The sequence below is a fragment of the Pseudomonas sp. D3-10 genome, assembly GCF_051132175.1.
Lineage (GTDB): Bacteria > Pseudomonadota > Gammaproteobacteria > Pseudomonadales > Pseudomonadaceae > Aquipseudomonas.
Window position 1 is genome coordinate 514,392 of record NZ_CP071668.1, and the last position, 17,748, is coordinate 532,139.

Genomic DNA, 17,748 nt, shown 5'->3' on the forward strand with positions numbered 1-17,748 from the left:
GAGGGCGGCTGCGCCGCAAGCGTCGCACCGACCCCGCGGGAGCAAGCTTCCTCGCCACAGTGTTCTATGCAGGTGCCTAGGCATTGTTTTCCCCCAACACAATCCGCCCACTCGAACAGGCCGCCGTGTCATTGCGGTAAGCGAAGTACAACTTGCCGCGCTCACGATCGAAGCGCAGGTGCAGCTGGATTTCATCACCGGGTCGCACCAGTTGCTGGAATTTCAGGACCTCCATGCCGACGAACCGGGGCGGCAAGTCCAGCAATCGACGGCCCAGGTTCAAGGCCCAATCGACTTGCACCACCCCCGGAAGGACCGGCGCGGTGGGAAAATGGCCGCTGAAGTATGCAAGGTCGGGGGGCACCGCCAGGCGCAGGCTCCATTCGCCGTCGGTTTCAATTTGCTCAAGCACCTCAGGGGCTTTTGGACGCGGCGCCATCAACACGGCTTCGACTTCGGCCTGGGGCAGCTTGCCCTGTGCGTTTAACGGCAGTTGCCGCAGCCAGCGCCAGCGCCGGGGCAGCGCCAAGGTTTCACAGTGCCCGCTCAAGTGCTGGCGCAGGGCTTGGGTCACGGCCCGCCGGCCTAGATTGCGCAGGGCCAGCAAGCCGGTTTCGCTGAGTGCCAGCAGGGCACCTAGGGAGGCTCGGTTCTCCTGCACGACGCCCAGCCGTGCATCGCTGACCCATTCGTGGGCCGTCAACGCCTGTTCCAGCATGGGCAGCGAGATGCGCTTTTCTTCGAGCTTGACGATGCGGTCCAAGCGGCCGAGCAATTGGAAGCGCCCATCCGCCGCGATCCGTGCCGCGTCAGCGGTGTGTTCCACATGACCGGCCGGCAAATAAGGCGAGGCAATCAGCAAGGCGCCGTCACTGTCCTGGCTCAGCTCGACACCGGCGAACGGTTGCCACAAGTCGCCGCCCTGGCGCCAGGCAATGCCGCCGGTTTCCGAGCTGCCGAAAACTTCCGTCGGCCATTGTCCCAGGCGTTGTTCGAGACTCTGGGCCGCGTCGGCAGGCAAGGCGCCCCCAGAGGAAAACACCCGGCGCACGCTGCCCAAGGCTGGCCAGTCGAGGTTATCGCCCATGCGCTTGAGCAGCGCCGGGCTCGCGACCCAGGCAAACGCCGGATGCTCGCGACTGGCGCGCTGCATATCCTCCGGGAAGGCCAGTTGCCGACGAACGAAGGTGCGCCCGGCGCACAGCGGCCACAGCACCCGGAACAGCAAGCCGTAGATATGCTGGGCGGCGACGCTGCCGATCATGCAGGCGTCCGGGCCAAGGTCGGCGCCCCACAACTGCTCCAGCGCCTGGACTTCATTGCTCAGCTGGCGCAGGGTTTTTTCGATGCGTTTGGGCTCGCCACTGGAACCGGAGGTGCACAGGGCCAGCCAGCATTGATCGAGATCCAGCTCAGCGGCTTCCAGCGGAGCCTGTCGCAGGTCATTGGGTTGGGTGTCGCCGGGCAGGTCGGTCAGCCACAAGTCGACATCGGCCGACCAGCGCTGGCGGGTCTGCGGTTGCAGGTCAGCGGGCAGCAGCACGCGCGCGCCGGCGCGCCAGGCGCCGAGCAGGGCAACCGCCAGGTCCGCTGCATCATCCAGATGCACGGCCAGGCGCCGGATGCCCCGGGCTTGCAATCCGGCGGCCAGGCTGAGCGCGTCTGTGCGCAGTTGCGCGTGGTCCAGTCCCGGCCCGACCGCTACCGCGCGGCCTGGCTGGGCCTCGAGCAGTATCTGCTCAAGCGTTATCCAATTCATGGGCGGCCTCTTACCCGTTGTCGTATGAGCCATTCAATGGCAAACAGCAGCCCCATCAATCCGTAGGAAATCAGGCCGGTGTACAACATCCACCAGCTCAGCGGCGCCCAAAGGGTCAGGGCGGCGGCGAGCAAACCGTTACACAGGAAAAACACACTCCAGGCCACCGTGACCTGGCGGGTATAAACCACCGCCTTGGCCGGCAACCGTGGTTCGCGCAGGCGGGCCAGACGCTCGATGATCGGCGGGCCGTACTTCAGGCTCAGCGTGAACAGCGCGAGCATGAACGCGCTGATCAACACCGGATACCAGCGCAGCAAGAGCGGGCTGTCGAATACCGCGAGCAACACGCAAAAAAAGATCGCCGTGACCGCCATCCAGCGTTTGCCGGGCCCGGCCTTGCCGAGGAACGCCCGGGCCAGCCACAGGCAGCCCAATAGAAGCCCGAACTGCCAGGGGGCGAAGTGCTCCATGCCGAAATACACCGCAAAAGGGTATAGCAGGCCCGCCAGCAGCAGGCCGAGGCCAATCAGCCGGCTCATGCGGCCGGCTGGACCAGTCGATAGACCGCCTCGACTACATCGTTGACGGTGCGCACCGATTTGAATTCTTCAGCGGCGATTTTCTTGCCGGTCTGGCGCTTGATGTGGTCGATCAGGTCGACTGCATCGATGCTGTCGATTTCCAGATCCTGATACAGGTTCGACTCCAGCGTTACACGCTCAGGGTCCAGCTCGAAGAGCTCGACCAGGGCATTGCGCAGGGTGTTGAAAATATCGTCACGAGTTTGCATGGTCGGTCTCAGGCGCTTTTTGCAGTGACGAAGGCCGCAAGGCTTGCCACGTTGCTGAAATGGTTACGGGTGTCCTTGGCATCGGCGTCGATCTTGATGCCATATTTTTTCTGGATCGCCAGGCCAAGCTCCAAGGCATCCACCGAGTCCAGGCCCAGGCCGTCGCCGAACAGGATCTGATCGTCGCCGATGTCGTCGATACCGATGTCCTCCAGGCCGAGGGCCTCGATGATCAGTTGTTTGATGTCACGGTGCAGATCGCTCATCTTCGGCGAGCTCCTTGATGAAATAGTGATGCAAATAATCGTTGAGCCGGCGTGAAGCCTGTGGCGCAGGGCCCAGCGCGGCGAAAGCCTGTGGGTCTATATCGGCACCGACGCGAAAACTGAAGTGCACGCGGCGCAGGGGGATGCGGTACCAGGGCTCGGCCTTGGTCAAGGTCGTGGGGCTGACCTTGATCGTCACCGGTGTGAGGATTTTCGCACCCCGCAGGGCAATGGCGGCGGCGCCTCGATGAAAGGCCGGCGCTTGGCCCGGCTGGGTGCGCGTGCCTTCGGGAAAGACAATCAGGCATTGGCCATCCTGCAGGGCGTTGCTGGCGGCATCGAGCATGTCCATGCTGCCGTCGTTGCTGATGTATTGGGTCGAACGCAGTGGGCCACGGGTGAAAGGGTTGTCCCACAGGCTTTGCTTGACCACGCAGTTGGCGTCGCGCACCAGCCCGATCAGGAACACCACGTCGATCAGCGACGGGTGGTTGGCGATGATCATCTGCCCCGGGCGGCCGAGTTTCTCCGCGCCATCGATCTGATAGGTGAGCACACCGGTGCGGGCCATGAATCGAATGAAGAACCAGAACAGGCGCCCGACTGTTCTACGGGCTCGCTGCCGATGGGTCTGCGAGTCGCCGGGCAGCGCGTTGAGCAACGGAAACACCAGCAACCGCAGGCACAGCCCACCCAGCCCGAAGAGAGCGAAGCTTGCGGCGGTCGCGAACAAGCGCCAGTAGTAGGCGTCGCGATGTTTACCGGTCACCGGTTGCGTTGCCAGGTCCATAGACGATTCTTCCAGGCATGTTGGCAGGTGAGTTGGTTGCCCAGCAGCGTACGCAACAGATCCAGGGCATGGGGCCAGTCGCTGACCGGCAGCGGGGCCGGCGGATTGGCTAATTGCAGTTGCCAGTCGTCGCCACGGGTCAGCAACAGCCCCACTGCGTAGGGAAACGGTACGTCGTCGACCCAAGGCGCGTAGACGCTGGGCGGTTGCTCTTCGGTGATGACCAGCAACACCGCTGGCGTGCCCTCGTCGAGCAAGGCGGCGGCCTCCAGCATGCCGTGTTCAAGGCCATCACCCGTCGCGGCCAGGGCCGTCATCTCGCTGGTTTCGCCGCGCATGATCGACCACAAGCCAATCACCGCGTTGTGCACCGACAGGCTGAACTGGGTAGGAGACAGCGGTTGATCCCCGGCCAGGTCCTTGAGAATCTCAAAAGTGCGCGGGGTTTCGCCATGGCGGGAAATAAAGACCAACGGTAGGTCCGGTCGCCCCTCGGCCAGCGGCCAGGCGACACTGAAGGCCATGCGGGCCAGGCGGCTGAGGCGTCGGCGTTGCATGGCGGGCAGGAACGACACGTCAGGGGCCGCATCGCTGACGGGCGGCACGACCGGTTGTCGGCTCCATGCCTGCCAATCGTCCACGCTTTCGAGCCCAGGGGCCCACGCGCGCCATTGGGCGATATTGAAATTGATCACAGACTCATCCCACCCCTGCGGGCTTTTATTGTCACGGTTCAGTGGTTTGACCCGCGTCCAACCCTGCATGGCCTTGCGACCCAAGTGGCGCGCATTATCCCGGTGCGGTTGGCTTGTAGCAAATACTGGTTACATTTCGTCCAGGCAAAATCATCAAGGAACCAGACCCAACACGGGACCGCCATTGTGACGGTTAAAAAGTGATTGTCTGTCAGGCGCTTCCTTCATATACAGGCGAATTGACGCTCGGTTGTCTGAAAAAGCCACCGACGCCGTAATCCGATCATGGGGAAGGTAGCGAAGCGGTGTGTTGCGCTACTACACTCGGGAATCTTTGATACACGGAGGTTTTGTCATGCGGCGTGTGGTGTTCAATCAGAAAGGTGGCGTAGGCAAGTCCAGCATCGCCTGTAATCTGGCGGCGGTAAGCGCCAGCGAGGGGTATCGCACGCTATTGGTCGACCTGGATGCGCAGGCCAACTCCACTCAATACCTGACCGGCTTGACCGGCGATGACATTCCCGTGGGCATCGCGGATTTCTTCAAGCAGACCCTGTCGTCGGGGCCTTTCTCGAAAAAGAACAGGGTCGATATCTACGAAACGCCCTTCGACAACCTGCACGTCATCACGGCCACCGCAGAACTGACCGATCTGCAGCCCAAGCTCGAGGCAAAACACAAGATCAACAAGCTACGCAAGCTGCTCGAAGAGCTGGACGAGGATTACGACCGGATCTATCTGGATACTCCGCCGGCCCTCAACTTCTACGCGGTTTCAGCGTTGATCGCGGCAGATCGGGTATTGATTCCTTTCGACTGTGACAGTTTCTCCCGCCAGGCACTGTATGGCCTGCTGTCGGAAATCGCCGAGCTCAAGGACGATCACAATGAAGAACTGGAAATCGAAGGCATTGTCGTCAACCAGTTCCAGGCCCGCGCCAGCCTGCCCCAGCAGATACTCGACGAATTGATCGCCGAAGGCTTGCCGGTGCTGCCCGTTTACCTGAGCAGCTCCGTGCGCATGCGTGAGTCTCACCAGGCGAGCCTGCCACTGATCCACCTGGACCCACGGCATAAACTGACCCAGCAGTTCGTGGAGTTGCATGGGTTGCTGGAAAACGCCTGATTCAAATCCCCTGGCCGCGCAGCCAGCTCATCAACTGCGGCAAGGGGAACGCGCCGCTTTGGCGTGCTACTTCTCGGCCGTCCTTGAACAGGATCAGGCTGGGTATCGAGCGAATCCCCAACTGCGCCGACAATTGTTGATTGGCTTCGCTATCGAGCTTGGCCAACCGGCACTTGCCGGCCAGCTGCGCGGCGGCCTGTTCGAACACTGGCGCGAAGGATTTGCACGGGCCGCACCAATCCGCCCAGACATCTATCAATAACGGCAGGTCGCCCTTGATCTGGCTGGCGTAGTCGCCTTGCTTGAGTTCGAAGGGTTTGCTCGATAACACCTGGGCCTTGCAGCGCCCGCACTTGGGCTGGTCGCCCAGGCGTTCGGCGGGTATGCGGTTGAGCCCGTTGCAATGGGGGCACGGGATGAGCATCGGGTCGTCTCCTGGAATTTGGTTACTCAAGTTGGACACTATATAGAAACCAACACAAAAACCTGTGGGAGTGAGCCTGCTCTCGATGACGGTGTGCAGTCAGGAATCCTGGACTGGCAGACCGCTATCGCGAGCAGGCTCGCTCCCACAGGGTATCGGTGTTGCTGATTATTTGGCCTGGGTCAGCGTGTTGTAGCTGGTCATCAGGTTGCGGTAATCCGGGATGTGGTTGGAGAACAAGGTTGCCAGGCCTTCCACGTCGTTGCGCCAGTCGCGGTGCAGTTCACAGGCCAGGCCGAACCAGGTCATCAATTGCGCACCCGAAGAGGACATGCGGTCCCAGGCCGATTGGCGGGTCAGTTCGTTGAACGTGCCGGAGGCATCGGTGACCACGAACACATCGAAACCTTCGGCCAGGGCGGACAGTGCTGGGAAAGCTACGCAAACTTCCGTCACTACACCGGCGATGATCAGTTGCTTCTTGCCGGTGGCCTTGATTGCCTTGACGAAGTCTTCGTTGTCCCAGGCGTTGATCTGGCCAGGGCGGGCAATGTACGGCGCGTCCGGGAACAGTGCCTTGAGCTCGGGTACCAGCGGGCCGTTGGGGCCGGTTTCGAAGCTTGTGGTCAGGATGGTCGGCAGTTCGAAGTACTTGGCCAGGTCGGCCAGGGCCAGCACGTTGTTCTTGAAACGGTCCGGGTCGATGTCGCGTACCAGCGACAGCAGGCCAGCCTGGTGGTCCACCAGCAGAACGGCGGCGTTATCTTTGTCGAGACGGTTGTAGGAAGTGGTCATGGCGTAGCCCTCATTAAGTTTTGGTTGCCGAAGGTTCGGCGTGGTTAAGGTTTTTAATGTCGGTACAGCGTTTATTCGGGATTCATCTGGCCGAAGCGTCGGCTTCAATCCGTGTTGCGTTTCGATGTGTGTAGATTAAAACTGGCACCTTTGACGCGCTAGACTGCAAAAATCAGCCTTAGCGTTCTATTTGGAGAACGATCATCGAAGACCTCAACACGCTGTACTACTTCACCCAGGTGGTTGAGCACCGTGGATTCGCCGCAGCGGGCCGGGCGCTGGACATACCCAAGTCAAAGCTCAGCCGGCGTATCGCCCAGTTGGAAGAGCGGCTAGGGGTGCGCTTGCTCCATCGCACCAGCCGGCATTGCACCTTGACCGAGATCGGCCAGGCCTATTACCAGCGCTGCCTGGCGATGCGTGTCGAGGCCGAGAGCGCCGCCGAGGTGATCGAGCGCAACCGCTCCGAGCCCCAGGGCCTGGTGCGCATCAGTTGCCCGACGGCGCTGCTCAACAGCTGGGTCGGGCCGATGCTGACCCGCTACATGCTCAAATATCCGCGGGTGGAGTTGTTCATCGAGAGCACCAACCGCCGAGTCGACCTGATCCACGAGGGGTTCGATATAGCGCTGCGGGTGCGCTTTCCGCCGCTGGAAAACACCGACATGGTCATGAAGGTACTGAGCAACAGCACCCAATGCCTGGTGGGCAGCCCTGCATTTGTAGAGCGATTGTCTTCGCCGGCTTCACCGGCGGACCTTAACGGCCTGCCCAGCGTGCATTGGGGCGGTGCGCAACGGGAGTATCAGTGGGAGTTGTTCGGGCCGGACGGCACCCGAGCGTTGATCCGACATGAGCCGCGCATGGTCACCGATGACTTGCTGGCCCTGCGGCACGCGGTGCTGGCGGGCATTGGTGTCGCCCACCTGCCGACCGTGGTGGTGCGCGAAGACATCGCCGCCGGGCGTCTGGTGGAGTTGGTCCCCGGCTGGACGCCGAAATGCGGGATCGTTCATGCAATCTTTGCGTCGCGGCGTGGGTTGCTACCGTCGGTGCGCACGTTGATCGATTTCCTGGCCGAGGAATTCAGCCACAGTGATATGGCCTAGTGCATTGGCCTCGGGTTGCCATTCATCAGGTGCGCCGCACTGACGGCGCGCCGCGCCCTCAAAACCATACCTGTTCACAACCAGGAGGTCCCATGAGCACCCCTCAAGACCCAACCACCCCCAAGACACTGGACAACCCCAACGATGATGGCTTCGTCCTGGGCACCGCTGGCCGCGACGAAGACCCCAACGCCGCCCCGGCCTATGCCGTTGACAGTCGTCACGATCGGGACGAATTGACCCCGGAAGACGCGCATGGAATGCCCGGCTATCCGGAGGAAAAACCGGCAGCGCCGGCTGGGGAAGAGCCAGAATCAGGCATCGAGACGCCCGAACAGGGGAACGATAAGGCGGGATGAGCAGGCTGCGTTGACCTTCGCCCAGTCAATCTTTCACCCGTGGCGAGGGAGCTTGCTCCCGCTCGGCGGCGCAGCCGTCGTAAAACCGGTTGACGCGGTCAGTCTGAAAAAGCGCGTCAGTCCATTCTGGGGCCGCTTCGCAGCCCAGCGGGAGCAAGCTCCCTCGCCACAGGGTTATGTGTTTGGCGGGAGGGTTACGACGAGCAACTGATCTCCAGATGCTTGCCCCATTCCGGCGGCCGCTCGGCGTAGCTGCCCATCCCCGATTGTTCTTCAAAAGGATTGCTCAGCACGCTGTGCAGGCGGCGGACTTCTTCGTAATCGCCTGACTCGGCGGCGTCGATGGCTTTCTGGGCCAGGTAGTTGCGCAGCACGTAGAGCGGATTGACGGCGTGCATGCGAACGCGGCGCTGGTCCTGGTCGACCGGGCCCTCGCGGTTGACGCGGGCGACGTACAGCTCGGCCCAGGCATCGAAACCCTTGAGATCGACGAAGTCGTCGCGCAAGGCGGCGACGGCTTGTTCCGGCGCCTGGTCGCCCAGCCGGCGGAAGAACAGGCTGTAGTCGACGCCGCTGTTCTGCATCAGTTGCAGCAGGCGCTCCACCAGTTTCTGGTCCTCTTCTTCGGCGACGGTCAGGCCGAGGCGGCGGCGCATCAGGTCCAGGTAGTGGGCCTGGTAAAGGGGAAGGTACAAGCCAAGGGTCTCGCGCAGGGCATCGACGCTGATAAAAGGCGTCAGGGCTTGGGCGAGGGCGCTGAGGTTCCACTGGCCGATGGGCACCTGGTTGCTGAACGAGTAACGGCCCTGGTCATCGGAATGGTTGCAGATGAAGTTGGCGTCGAAGTCATCGAGGAAGGCGAACGGCCCGAAATCGAAGGTGATGCCCAGGATCGACATGTTGTCTGTGTTCATCACGCCATGGCAGAAACCATAGGCCTGCCATTTCGCAATCAGTTCGGCGTTGCGCTCGACGATCTCGCGGTACATCGCCAGGTAGGGCTCGGGCTGCTCCCGGCATTGCGGAAAATGCAGGTTCAGCACGTGCTCGGCCAAGGCAGCATGCAGCTCCGGCTTCTTGGTGTAGTAGAAATATTCGAAGTGCCCGAAGCGCACATGGCTGGGGGCCAGGCGCAGCACCATGGCGGCGCGCTCCTGCTTTTCGCGCCACACCGGGGTGTCGGAGCCGATCACGCACAACGCGCGGGTGGTGGGGATGCCCAAGGCGTGCAGGGCCTCGGAGGCGAGGAATTCGCGAATCGAAGAGCGCAGCACCGCGCGCCCGTCGCCCATCCGGGAGAACGGCGTCTGGCCGGCGCCCTTGAGGTGCAGGTCCCAGTGCTCGCCGGCCTCGTTGTACACCTCGCCCAGCAGCAACCCGCGGCCGTCGCCCAGTTGCGGGTTGTAGTGACCGAATTGATGCCCTGAGTACACCATCGCCCGGGGCTCGGTTTCGGCCCACAGCTTGTGGCCGCCAAAGATCTCGGCGAACAGCGGTGTCTCGGCTTCTGCCGGCTCCAGGTCCAGCAGCGCCATGGCCGCCGGGCTGGCAACCACCAGCCGCGGGTTGTCGATGGGCTCGGGCAGCACATGGGCCGAGAAACCGTCGCCCAGGCGGGCGAAGCGGTTATCGAAGGTCAGCGTTTCCAGCGTTTTCATGGCCGTCTCCGACGGGCCGCCCGCAGGCAACCCGCTGTCAGTCGAGGGTGCCTTGCGGAGGCTCGGGCATCGGCTTGATGCTGGCGACCGTTGAAGGCACGGGCGTGATGGTCTTTTTGTCAGGCTCGGCAGGCACGAGCTTGTATTCCTGGCCTTGCAGGTTCTTCAAGTAGATTTCCATCTGCCGGAAGGAGATGTTGATGTGCTCCTTCTTGAATTCCCGGTTGATGAACCGATTGATCTCGTCCAGCACCGGGTTTCGATCACCGAGGTCGCGCACGTGCATGCGCAGCTCATGGTCCAGGGTGCTTTCACCGAAGTTCAGGAAGTACACGATCGGCTCCGGTTCCTTCAGCACGCGGGGGTTATCGCGAGCGGCCTTGAGCAGCAACTCGCGCACCCGGTCCAGGTCCGAGCCATAATCCACGCCTAATTTCAGGGTCACCCGGGTGACGGTGTCGGTCAACGACCAGTTGATCAACTGCCCGGTGATGAACGTCTTGTTCGGGACGATGATGTCCTTGCGGTCGAAATCGGTGATGGTGGTCGCGCGAATGCGGATCTTGCTCACGGTGCCCGACAGGTTACCGATGGTGATGGTGTCGCCGATGCGCACCGGGCGCTCGAACAGGATCATGATGCCGGAGATGAAGTTGGCGAAGATCTCTTGCATGCCGAAGCCCAAGCCTACCGACAGCGCCGCCACCAGCCATTGCAGCTTGTCCCAGCTCACACCCAGGGTGGACAGCGTCGTGACGAAGCCGACGCCGGCGATCACGTAGGACAGCAAGGTCGTGGTGGCATACGCGCTGCCCTGGGCCAGGTTCAGCTTCGACAGCACGAACACTTCCAACAGGCCCGGCAGGTTGCGGGCCAACGCGAAGGTGATACCGATGATGATCAGTGCCCCGAGCATGTCGCCGATGCTGATGGGCACCATGCTCATGTTGGCGCCGGTGCCGCTGGTGTATTCGTAGAGGGTGATGTTGTCCAGGTAGGAGAACACACTGATCAGGTCCGACCAGACCCAGTACAGCGCGGCCATGAAACCGCCCAGCAGGGCCAGGCGGATCAGGCGCAGGGACTGTTCGTTGACCTTTTCGATGTCCAGGGTCGGTTCCTCGACCACCGCTTCGCCGTCGCCGACCTCCTTGGCCGCCTGGCGCTTGGCCAGGGCACGCTGGTAGGCCAGGCGCCGCGCCGCGACCGAGAGGCCACGCACGAAGGTGGCCTCGATCACCAGCCAGAACATCAGTAGGTACAGCGTGTTGATCAAGCGGTCGCTGAGTTTAAGCGCGGTGTAGTAATAGCCGAAGCAGACGGCGACGAACAGCGCGATCGGCAATGCGGTGAACAGCACGCCGACGGCCTTGCGGAACAGCGATGTGTTCTTGTGCGTCGGACTGCTGAGCAACAGCCGGCTGAGTAGCCAGGCCATCGAGGCGTAGCAGGTCAGCACCACCGGCATGCCGAGCACGTCATCGGCCAGGGCTGACGGCTGCAACTCCGCCACGGCCACCACGGCCACCAAGGCCAATACCACCAGCCCGAGCCGACGGATCCAGCCCTGGAGAAATTCGACCTGGGGTTTTTCCCAGCGGAAATGCAGCTCGGCAACGCCGCCTGGCGAGAGGATTCGATAGGCTGTGTAAAACACCAGCCAGGCCTGCCCGATCTGTAGCAAGGCCGCGCCGAGGTTGGTGTTCTGGCCGCGGGCGTCGATCTGCAAGGCGTAGCCGCACAAGGCAAGCGCCAGCGCCACCGGCATGGCCAAAAGGATGTTGATCAGGATCGCCTGGGGTGTGTGCCACTGGCTGTCGCGCTTGAAGTGGCCGACATCCTGGTGAACCTTGTTCAGGCGCGCATAAAGATTCTTGCGGCGCCACAGCAGCGCGCCGATCAACAGCGCCAGGGGCAGGAACAGCAGCGGCCGCTGGGTCAGGCCGTCAGCCAGTTCGCTGAGGCTCGAGGCCCAGGGCAGCGAATCGACTTGTTTTTCCAGGCGGGCCGGCACGCCACGCATCCACTCGAAATCCAGCGGTTTGTTGCTGGGAATCCAGAACATCTGTTCTTCAAGGGTGGCCCGCAGATTCTGTGCGGTGCTGAGCAGTTGTTTCTGGTTGAGCTGCAGCGTGATGGACTCGTTGAGCACCGCGCTCAATTCACGGTTCAGGCGGTCCAGCAGGTCGACCCGGGTCAGGGCCAGTTCAAGCAGGGTCTTGCGCAGCTGTGGGGTGACCTGCTCGGAGGGCTGGGACGCCAGCAGGTTGTCGACGTAGGCTGCGGGATTGTTCAGCAATTCACGTTGCTGGCTGACTTCGAACTGATACAGGCGGATGTCGGCGATCTGGTCGGCCAGGTTCTGGTCCAGCTTCAGGCGCGGCAAGGTCTGGCGCTGCTTGTAAAGAATCTTGGAGAGCAGCAGGCTGCCCTTGAGCACGCTGATCTGCTCGTCCAGGGCGGCATCGGTCTGGGTGACGCTGTCCAGCAGTTGCTTGGTCTGCAGGTTCTGCTGGGTGACCTCGTTGAGGCGGTCGGTGCTCTTGAGCAGATAATCGGAAAGCTTGAGGTTGGCCGTGCTTTCGGTCGCCAGCAGGCTGCTGCCGCCGGCTTTCTGCGCTTCGATGGATTGCTGCGTCACCGTTTCCTGGGACTGGGCCAGGCGTTTCTGGTTGATCAGGTTCTGCAGGTCCTGGATTTCCCGCTCCATGCGGTCGATCTTTTCCGAAAGCAGATCGTGCTGGCTATTGCCCAGGTCTTGCAGTTGGCTGTTGCCGGCCAGCTCCTGGCGGCGCAGTGGAATCAGCGCGTTGAGGGCCGCCAGTTCCGCATTGAGCTGGTCGCGCTGCTCGGCGCTCAGCGCCTTGCCCGCATCCCGTCCGGCCTTGAGGATGGCGTTGATCTGCTGGATTCGGGTCTGGCTGGCGGAGATTTCCGCCTGGGCGCGCTCGGGGCGGGTCTGGGCGGTGATGACCAGGCTGTTGGCGTCGGCCAGGGCCTTTTGCAGATCGCTCTGCTGGGTAGAGCGTTCCGTCAGCATTTGCTCTAGCTGGGGAATCGGCAGGTTGGCGTAGCGTTGCGCCACCGGCACCACATTGGTGCCCTTGAGCCGCGCCAGTTCGCGCTGGTTCTCGATGTTCTGTTTGGGCGCGTTGGCCAGTTGCTGCTTAAGGGCGAGCAGTTTCTGTTCGTAGTCGGCCTTGTTGGTCAACTGGGTCAGGGTGTTTTGCAACACGGCCTGCAAGGCTTTCTGGTCGGCTTCCGGGAGCTTGCGGTCGGCGATCTTGTCCAGGCTGGCCTGGACCGAGGTGCTGGTCGGCGGCTCAGCGGCCTGGACCGTGCAGATGGAAAGACCCAGGCCGAGCAGGGCGATGGCGAATAAGGAGCGCAGGGTAGGCATAGAGACCGGTCAAGCAAATGAGAGTGGGAGCAGTTTAGAGGAACAAGCCGGGACCCGGGCGACTTCCTTCGGGGAATCTGACGCCCACTTTGCCAATCTTGTTCCCGTCCATGGCCGCGACGGTCCACAGGGTGTTGTTCCAATCCACCTGGTCGCCAACCACGGGTGCACCGCCGACTTTCTGGGCAATGAAACGGCCCAGGGTCATGTCCGGATCGATGCCGTCCAGCTTCAACCCATACAGCGTGGCAACCGCGGCCAGCTGGGCGTCTCCTTCGAGTACGAAGTCGCCGAAGAAGCGCAAATCCAGGCCCCGTTGCGGTGCCTGGCTGAACAGTTTTCCAAGGGCTGGCAAATCATGTTCATGGCCGATCACGCAGAGCAAATCGTCCACTTCCAGCACCGTACTACCCGACGGATGGAGCAATTGCTGGCCCCGAAACAGGGCCGCGATGCGCGTTCCGTCGGGCATTTTCAAGTCCCGTAGAGGCGAACCGATGCACCACTTTTCCGCACCGAGGCGGTAGATAAACAGTTCCCACTCGCTCGTCACATGTACTTCCAGCGCCGCCCGGGAAATGGGCAGCGGTTCTGGCGGGACGGTCACGTGCAGCAGCTTGGCGACCCAGGGCAGGCTGGTGCCTTGTACCAGCAGTGACACCAGCACGATAAAGAACGCGAGGTTGAAATAGAGCTGCGCGTGAGGCAGGCCGGCCATCAGCGGGAACACCGCGAGAATGATCGGTACGGCGCCCCGCAGGCCGACCCAGGAAATGAAAGCCTTTTCGCGACCATGAAACGCCTTGAACGGCAACAGCCCGACCATGACCGACAGCGGGCGCGCGATCAGGATCATCCACAACGCCAGGCCCATGGCGGGCAAGGCGATGGGCAGCAGGTCATGGGGCGTGACCAATAGCCCCAGCACGAGGAACATGCCGATCTGGGCGAGCCAGGCCATGCCGTCGAGCATGTGCAGGATGCCGTGGCGGCTGCGCACCGGGCGATTACCCAGGACCAGGCCGCACAAGTACACCGCCAGGAAGCCGCTGCCGTGCAGGGCGTTGGTCAGGGCGAACACCGCGAGGCCGCCGCTGATGACCAGGATCGGGTAGAGGCCGTTGGCCAGGTTGATGCGGTTGACCAGCTGCAGCATCAACCATCCGCCGCCCAGGCCGATCACCGCGCCGATGCCGAACTCGCGCACCAGATGCCCGAGCAGGCTCCAGTGCAGCCCGGTCTCACCGCTGGCAAGCATGCCGATCAGGGTCACGGTCAGGAACACCGCCATGGGGTCGTTGCTGCCGGACTCGATTTCCAGGGTGGCGCTGACCCGCTCGTTCAGGCCTTTGCCACCGAGCAACGAGAACACCGCAGCGGCGTCGGTAGAGCCAACAATCGCGCCGATCAGCAAGCCTTGGATCAGGTTCAGGTTGAACAACCACGCGGCGGCCATGCCGGTCAGCCCGGTGGTGATCAACACGCCCACAGTGGCCAGCGACAACGCCGGCCACAGTGCCACGCGAAAGCTCGAGACCCGCGTGCGCAACCCGCCGTCCAGCAAGATCACCGCCAACGCGAGGTTGCCCACCAGATACGCCGTGGCGTAGTTATCGAAAAGAATACCGGCGCCGTCGACCCCGGCAAGCATGCCCACGGCGAGGATGATCACCAGGATCGGGATGCCCAGGCGCGACGAAAGAGAACTCACCAGAATGCTCGCACCCACCAGCAACGCGCCGATCAAGAACAGGCTGTTGATGGTCGTCGCGGTCAAAGGCAGTACTCCGAAAAACTGAGGGCGGGCACAAACTGACCATGCAGTCTGCGTGCCAGCGATTCTAACCTGTTGAAATGTGATGCTGTCAAAAAAGGTTGGGGGACCGATAGGCATCGGCTCCCTGGAGCGGAAACATTGTGGCGAGGGAGCAAGCTCCCTCGCCACAAAAGCCGGGCAGAGGATTGCTCACGGTCTGTGAGCAGTCATCGTTACGTGGGTTAAAGGCTGAACCGCCCAACCATGCTGTTCAAATCCACCGCCAGGCGCGACAGTTCGGCGCTGGCGGCACTGGTCTGATTCGCACCGGTGGCCGTCTGCACCGACAGGTCGCGGATGTTCACCAGGTTGCGGTCCACTTCGCGGGCCACCTGGGCCTGTTCTTCGGCGGCGCTGGCGATCACCAGGTTGCGTTCGTTGATCTCGACGATGGCGGTGTTGATGGTGTCGAGGGACATGCCGGCGCCGCGGGCGATGTTCAGTGTCGATTCGGCGCGTTCGGTGCTGTTGCGCATCGAGTCCACGGCCTGTTCGGTGCCGCTCTGGATGCTGCCGATCATGCGTTCGATCTCGCTGGTCGACTGCTGGGTGCGGTGGGCCAAGGCGCGGACTTCGTCGGCGACCACGGCGAAACCACGACCGGCTTCACCGGCACGGGCAGCTTCGATAGCGGCGTTCAGGGCCAGCAGGTTGGTCTGGTCGGCCAGACCGCGGATCACGTCGAGCACCTTGCCGATGTCTCGCGACTCATCGGCCAGGTTGCCGATCAGCGTGGCGGTGCTCTGGACGTCGGCGCTCATGCGCTCGATGGCACCGACGGTTTCCTGCACCAGGTCGCGACCGTCGCCAGCGGACGTGGTGGCGTGTTTCGACGCTTCCGACGTGCTGACCGCGTTGCGGGCAACTTCTTCCACGGCGCTCGTCATCTCGTTGACCGCGGTGGCGGCCTGCTCGATTTCGTTGTTCTGCTGGGTCAGGCCACGGGCGCTTTCGTCGGTGACGCTGTTGAGCTCTTCGGCGGCGGAGGCCAGTTGCGTGGCCGAGCCGGAGATCCGTTGCAGGGTGTCGCGCAGTTTTTCCTGCATGGTCGACATCGCCCGCAGCAGACGGCCAGCCTCGTCGCTGCCGTCAACGGTGATCGGCCGGGTCAGGTTGCCCTTGGCGATTTCTTCGGCGGCATCCAACGCGTTGGCGATCGGCTTGGTGATGCTGTTGGTCAGCAGCCAGGCGAACAGCAGGGTCAGGCCGGTGGCGATGGCCAGAAGGGTGACGACCCAGATGAAGGCTGTGGAATATTGCTGTGCCGCGTTTTTGTTGAATGCTTCCGCTTGCTGGTTGTTGATGTCCGACAGGCGAGCGAGCGCTGCGTTGATAGCGTCGGAGTTGCTCGTCAACTCAGCGTTGAGCAGCGCTTGCAGTTCGTTGAGCTGATTGTTGCGCGACAGGGTTTTCATCCGCTCTTCGAGCTGACGGTACTGATTGAGCAGCTGCGTGAGTTGCTCATACGCGGCCCGTTCTTCAGGCGCACTGATGAGTTTCTCATAAGACATCTGGGCGGCCCGGACCTGCTGGTTGCGTTGCTCGAACAGGTCCAGCGTTTTTTGCTGGGTATCCGCTTCGCGGTTGATCAGCAGGCGATAGGACAACACGCGCAGGCGCAGGGTGAGCTGGGTGACGTCATTCAGTGCTTTGATACTGGGCACGCTGTTCTGAGCGATGTTTTCGCCGGACACGCGAATCTTGCTCATCTGGCTCAAGGCAAACACGCCGAGGGCCAGCATCAGGGCGCCGATCAGGGCAAACCCCAGGAACGCCCGCGGCGCGATGTTCATATTACGTAGGGACATGGAAGTTACCGTGAAGAAGCGCGTCCGTGCGGGGCTGTGACTGGTTTCAATGACTTATCGGTCTTGCGACTGAAGTCTTGAGGGCGCTGCGTGCTTTTGTCGCACTCCACCGGCAACGGCGCGACGAAGGGTCGGAACCAGATTCCTTGTTCGCAGTCTCTACAGCTCGCCAGTGGTGCGCCGCTGTTCTCTGAGTCGTGGCGTTGACGATGAGTTTTCTTTATCGTACGCGCCCCTTGAAAAACCCTGGAAATCAATATGTTGGAAACATCCCTCAGCCAGCTGGAGCAATTGGTCAACGACCTGGTGCAACAGAACCGTCACCTCGCCGGCCTGAATGAAACCCTGGGCGCCGAACTGGCCAAGGCCAAGGATGAAAACGAAAGCCTGCAACTGAGCCTGATGGAGCAGGAAGAGCTCCATGGCACCACCACCGCCCGGATCCAGGCGCTGATCGAGCGCGCCAGCACCGCAACGGCCAGCGCATGAGTCAACGTGTCGATGGGGTGACAGTCGTCTCGATTCTCGGGGAGGACTATTCGATCAAGGCGCCGGCCGGGCAGGAGCAAGCGTTGCTGGACGCTGCTTCGATGCTCAAGGCGGCCCTGGCCGATACCAAGCGTAAATACCCGACCTTGATCGGTGATCGCCTGCTGGTATTGGCGGCCATGAATTTGTGTTCGCAACAGATCGAAATGCAGAAGCAGCATCGGGCGGAACTCGACCGTTACCAGGAGCAGGTCAGCGCCACGGTCGAAGTGATCTCCAAGACGATTCAGCAGGCCTGAGGCCACGGTCCGGCCTATAAGCGGTGTTGTCCGCACTCAAGTCATCGCGAGCAGGCTCGCTCCCACATGGGGGCTAAGTGAACATGAAACTGCGTTCACCGCCGATCATTGTGGGAGCGAGCCTGCTCGCGATTGGATGTCAGCCGCGCTACGGGCGCTGGC

The 17,748-nt window shown here is 62.1% G+C and carries 17 protein-coding genes and 1 pseudogene; 5 read left to right on the plus strand and 13 right to left on the minus strand.

Going from position 1 to position 17,748, the window contains the following annotated elements; translation table 11 throughout:
• Window positions 1-76: 76 nt before the first annotated feature.
• From J3P90_RS02245 to J3P90_RS02270, 6 genes are read right to left on the minus strand one after another with little or no spacing between them, the layout of a single operon-like run.
• Window positions 77-1,759 (minus strand): AMP-binding protein, encoded by a 1,683-nt coding sequence (locus tag J3P90_RS02245; RefSeq protein WP_434675769.1) that lies wholly within the window; start codon window positions 1,757-1,759, stop codon window positions 77-79.
• Window positions 1,756-2,301: a hypothetical protein gene (locus J3P90_RS02250; RefSeq protein WP_420767083.1), complete on the minus strand. Its 546-nt coding sequence runs from the start codon at window positions 2,299-2,301 to the stop codon at window positions 1,756-1,758. The genes J3P90_RS02245 and J3P90_RS02250 overlap by 4 nt, the downstream gene beginning before the upstream one ends.
• The gene (locus J3P90_RS02255) at window positions 2,298-2,552 is read right to left on the minus strand and encodes an acyl carrier protein (RefSeq protein ID WP_264427453.1); all 255 of its coding nucleotides are present in this window, start codon (window positions 2,550-2,552) and stop codon (window positions 2,298-2,300) included. Before J3P90_RS02255 ends, J3P90_RS02250 begins: the two co-directional genes overlap by 4 nt.
• A gap of 8 nt (window positions 2,553-2,560) precedes the next feature.
• A complete protein-coding gene (locus J3P90_RS02260; RefSeq protein WP_420767084.1) occupies window positions 2,561-2,818 on the minus strand; it encodes a phosphopantetheine-binding protein in 258 nt (85 codons plus the stop codon).
• A complete protein-coding gene (locus tag J3P90_RS02265; protein WP_420767085.1) occupies window positions 2,799-3,608 on the minus strand; it encodes a lysophospholipid acyltransferase family protein in 810 nt (269 codons plus the stop codon). Before J3P90_RS02265 ends, J3P90_RS02260 begins: the two co-directional genes overlap by 20 nt.
• A complete protein-coding gene (locus J3P90_RS02270) occupies window positions 3,584-4,303 on the minus strand; it encodes a beta-ketoacyl synthase chain length factor (RefSeq protein WP_420767086.1) in 720 nt (239 codons plus the stop codon). Before J3P90_RS02270 ends, J3P90_RS02265 begins: the two co-directional genes overlap by 25 nt.
• A gap of 355 nt (window positions 4,304-4,658) precedes the next feature.
• Between J3P90_RS02270 and J3P90_RS02275 the strand changes: the two genes are divergently transcribed.
• A complete protein-coding gene (locus tag J3P90_RS02275) occupies window positions 4,659-5,429 on the plus strand; it encodes a ParA family protein (protein ID WP_434561032.1) in 771 nt (256 codons plus the stop codon).
• A gap of 1 nt (window position 5,430) precedes the next feature.
• Here the strand turns inward: J3P90_RS02275 and trxC are convergent, their stop codons facing one another.
• Window positions 5,431-5,853, minus strand: coding sequence for a thioredoxin TrxC (gene trxC, locus J3P90_RS02280; protein ID WP_420767088.1), 423 nt, complete (start codon window positions 5,851-5,853; stop codon window positions 5,431-5,433).
• 168 nt (window positions 5,854-6,021) lie between these two features.
• On the minus strand, window positions 6,022-6,648 hold the full coding sequence (gene ycaC / locus J3P90_RS02285) for an isochorismate family cysteine hydrolase YcaC (protein WP_420767089.1): 627 nt from the start codon (window positions 6,646-6,648) through the stop codon (window positions 6,022-6,024).
• A gap of 203 nt (window positions 6,649-6,851) precedes the next feature.
• Between ycaC and J3P90_RS02290 the strand changes: the two genes are divergently transcribed.
• Window positions 6,852-7,757: a LysR family transcriptional regulator gene (locus J3P90_RS02290; RefSeq protein ID WP_434564158.1), complete on the plus strand. Its 906-nt coding sequence runs from the start codon at window positions 6,852-6,854 to the stop codon at window positions 7,755-7,757.
• Between the two features lie 92 nt (window positions 7,758-7,849).
• Window positions 7,850-8,116 (plus strand): hypothetical protein, encoded by a 267-nt coding sequence (locus tag J3P90_RS02295; RefSeq protein WP_420767090.1) that lies wholly within the window; start codon window positions 7,850-7,852, stop codon window positions 8,114-8,116.
• Window positions 8,117-8,310: 194 nt separating this feature from the next.
• On the opposite strand, the gene selO is transcribed toward J3P90_RS02295, so the two are convergent.
• The 5 genes and pseudogenes from selO to J3P90_RS02320 all read right to left on the minus strand — a co-directional run.
• Entirely contained in the window at window positions 8,311-9,774 is a 1,464-nt protein-coding gene (selO, locus tag J3P90_RS02300) for a protein adenylyltransferase SelO (protein WP_434561030.1), read from the minus strand.
• Window positions 9,775-9,811: 37 nt separating this feature from the next.
• A complete protein-coding gene (gene mscK, locus J3P90_RS02305; RefSeq protein WP_420767092.1) occupies window positions 9,812-13,174 on the minus strand; it encodes a mechanosensitive channel MscK in 3,363 nt (1,120 codons plus the stop codon).
• Window positions 13,175-13,208: 34 nt separating this feature from the next.
• Complete coding sequence (locus J3P90_RS02310) at window positions 13,209-14,951, minus strand: potassium/proton antiporter (RefSeq protein ID WP_420767093.1); 1,743 nt, start codon at window positions 14,949-14,951, stop codon at window positions 13,209-13,211.
• Between the two features lie 221 nt (window positions 14,952-15,172).
• Complete coding sequence (locus tag J3P90_RS02315) at window positions 15,173-16,045, minus strand: methyl-accepting chemotaxis protein (RefSeq protein ID WP_420767102.1); 873 nt, start codon at window positions 16,043-16,045, stop codon at window positions 15,173-15,175.
• 30 nt (window positions 16,046-16,075) lie between these two features.
• Window positions 16,076-16,798 (minus strand): annotated as a pseudogene (locus tag J3P90_RS02320) (MCP four helix bundle domain-containing protein); the annotation flags it as partial.
• A 258-nt stretch (window positions 16,799-17,056) separates the two neighbouring features.
• On the opposite strand from J3P90_RS02320, the gene J3P90_RS02325 reads away from it, so the two are divergent.
• Window positions 17,057-17,287, plus strand: coding sequence for a hypothetical protein (locus J3P90_RS02325; RefSeq protein WP_420767094.1), 231 nt, complete (start codon window positions 17,057-17,059; stop codon window positions 17,285-17,287).
• Complete coding sequence (locus J3P90_RS02330; protein WP_420767095.1) at window positions 17,284-17,586, plus strand: cell division protein ZapA; 303 nt, start codon at window positions 17,284-17,286, stop codon at window positions 17,584-17,586. The genes J3P90_RS02325 and J3P90_RS02330 overlap by 4 nt, the downstream gene beginning before the upstream one ends.
• The last annotated feature ends 162 nt before the right edge of the window (window positions 17,587-17,748 follow it).

Coding starts and splice junctions, on each gene's coding strand:
- J3P90_RS02255 (WP_264427453.1), bottom strand. CDS start 2,552: ATGCAAACTCGTGACGATATTTTCAACACCCTGCGCAATGCCCTGGTC.
- J3P90_RS02245 (WP_434675769.1), bottom strand. CDS start 1,759: ATGAATTGGATAACGCTTGAGCAGATACTGCTCGAGGCCCAGCCAGGC.
- J3P90_RS02330 (WP_420767095.1), top strand. CDS start 17,284: ATGAGTCAACGTGTCGATGGGGTGACAGTCGTCTCGATTCTCGGGGAG.
- J3P90_RS02315 (WP_420767102.1), bottom strand. CDS start 16,045: ATGTCGACCATGCAGGAAAAACTGCGCGACACCCTGCAACGGATCTCC.
- J3P90_RS02275 (WP_434561032.1), top strand. CDS start 4,659: ATGCGGCGTGTGGTGTTCAATCAGAAAGGTGGCGTAGGCAAGTCCAGC.
- ycaC (WP_420767089.1), bottom strand. CDS start 6,648: ATGACCACTTCCTACAACCGTCTCGACAAAGATAACGCCGCCGTTCTG.
- J3P90_RS02260 (WP_420767084.1), bottom strand. CDS start 2,818: ATGAGCGATCTGCACCGTGACATCAAACAACTGATCATCGAGGCCCTC.
- mscK (WP_420767092.1), bottom strand. CDS start 13,174: ATGCCTACCCTGCGCTCCTTATTCGCCATCGCCCTGCTCGGCCTGGGT.
- J3P90_RS02265 (WP_420767085.1), bottom strand. CDS start 3,608: ATGGACCTGGCAACGCAACCGGTGACCGGTAAACATCGCGACGCCTAC.
- J3P90_RS02250 (WP_420767083.1), bottom strand. CDS start 2,301: ATGAGCCGGCTGATTGGCCTCGGCCTGCTGCTGGCGGGCCTGCTATAC.
- trxC (WP_420767088.1), bottom strand. CDS start 5,853: ATGCTCATCCCGTGCCCCCATTGCAACGGGCTCAACCGCATACCCGCC.
- J3P90_RS02325 (WP_420767094.1), top strand. CDS start 17,057: ATGTTGGAAACATCCCTCAGCCAGCTGGAGCAATTGGTCAACGACCTG.
- selO (WP_434561030.1), bottom strand. CDS start 9,774: ATGAAAACGCTGGAAACGCTGACCTTCGATAACCGCTTCGCCCGCCTG.
- J3P90_RS02295 (WP_420767090.1), top strand. CDS start 7,850: ATGAGCACCCCTCAAGACCCAACCACCCCCAAGACACTGGACAACCCC.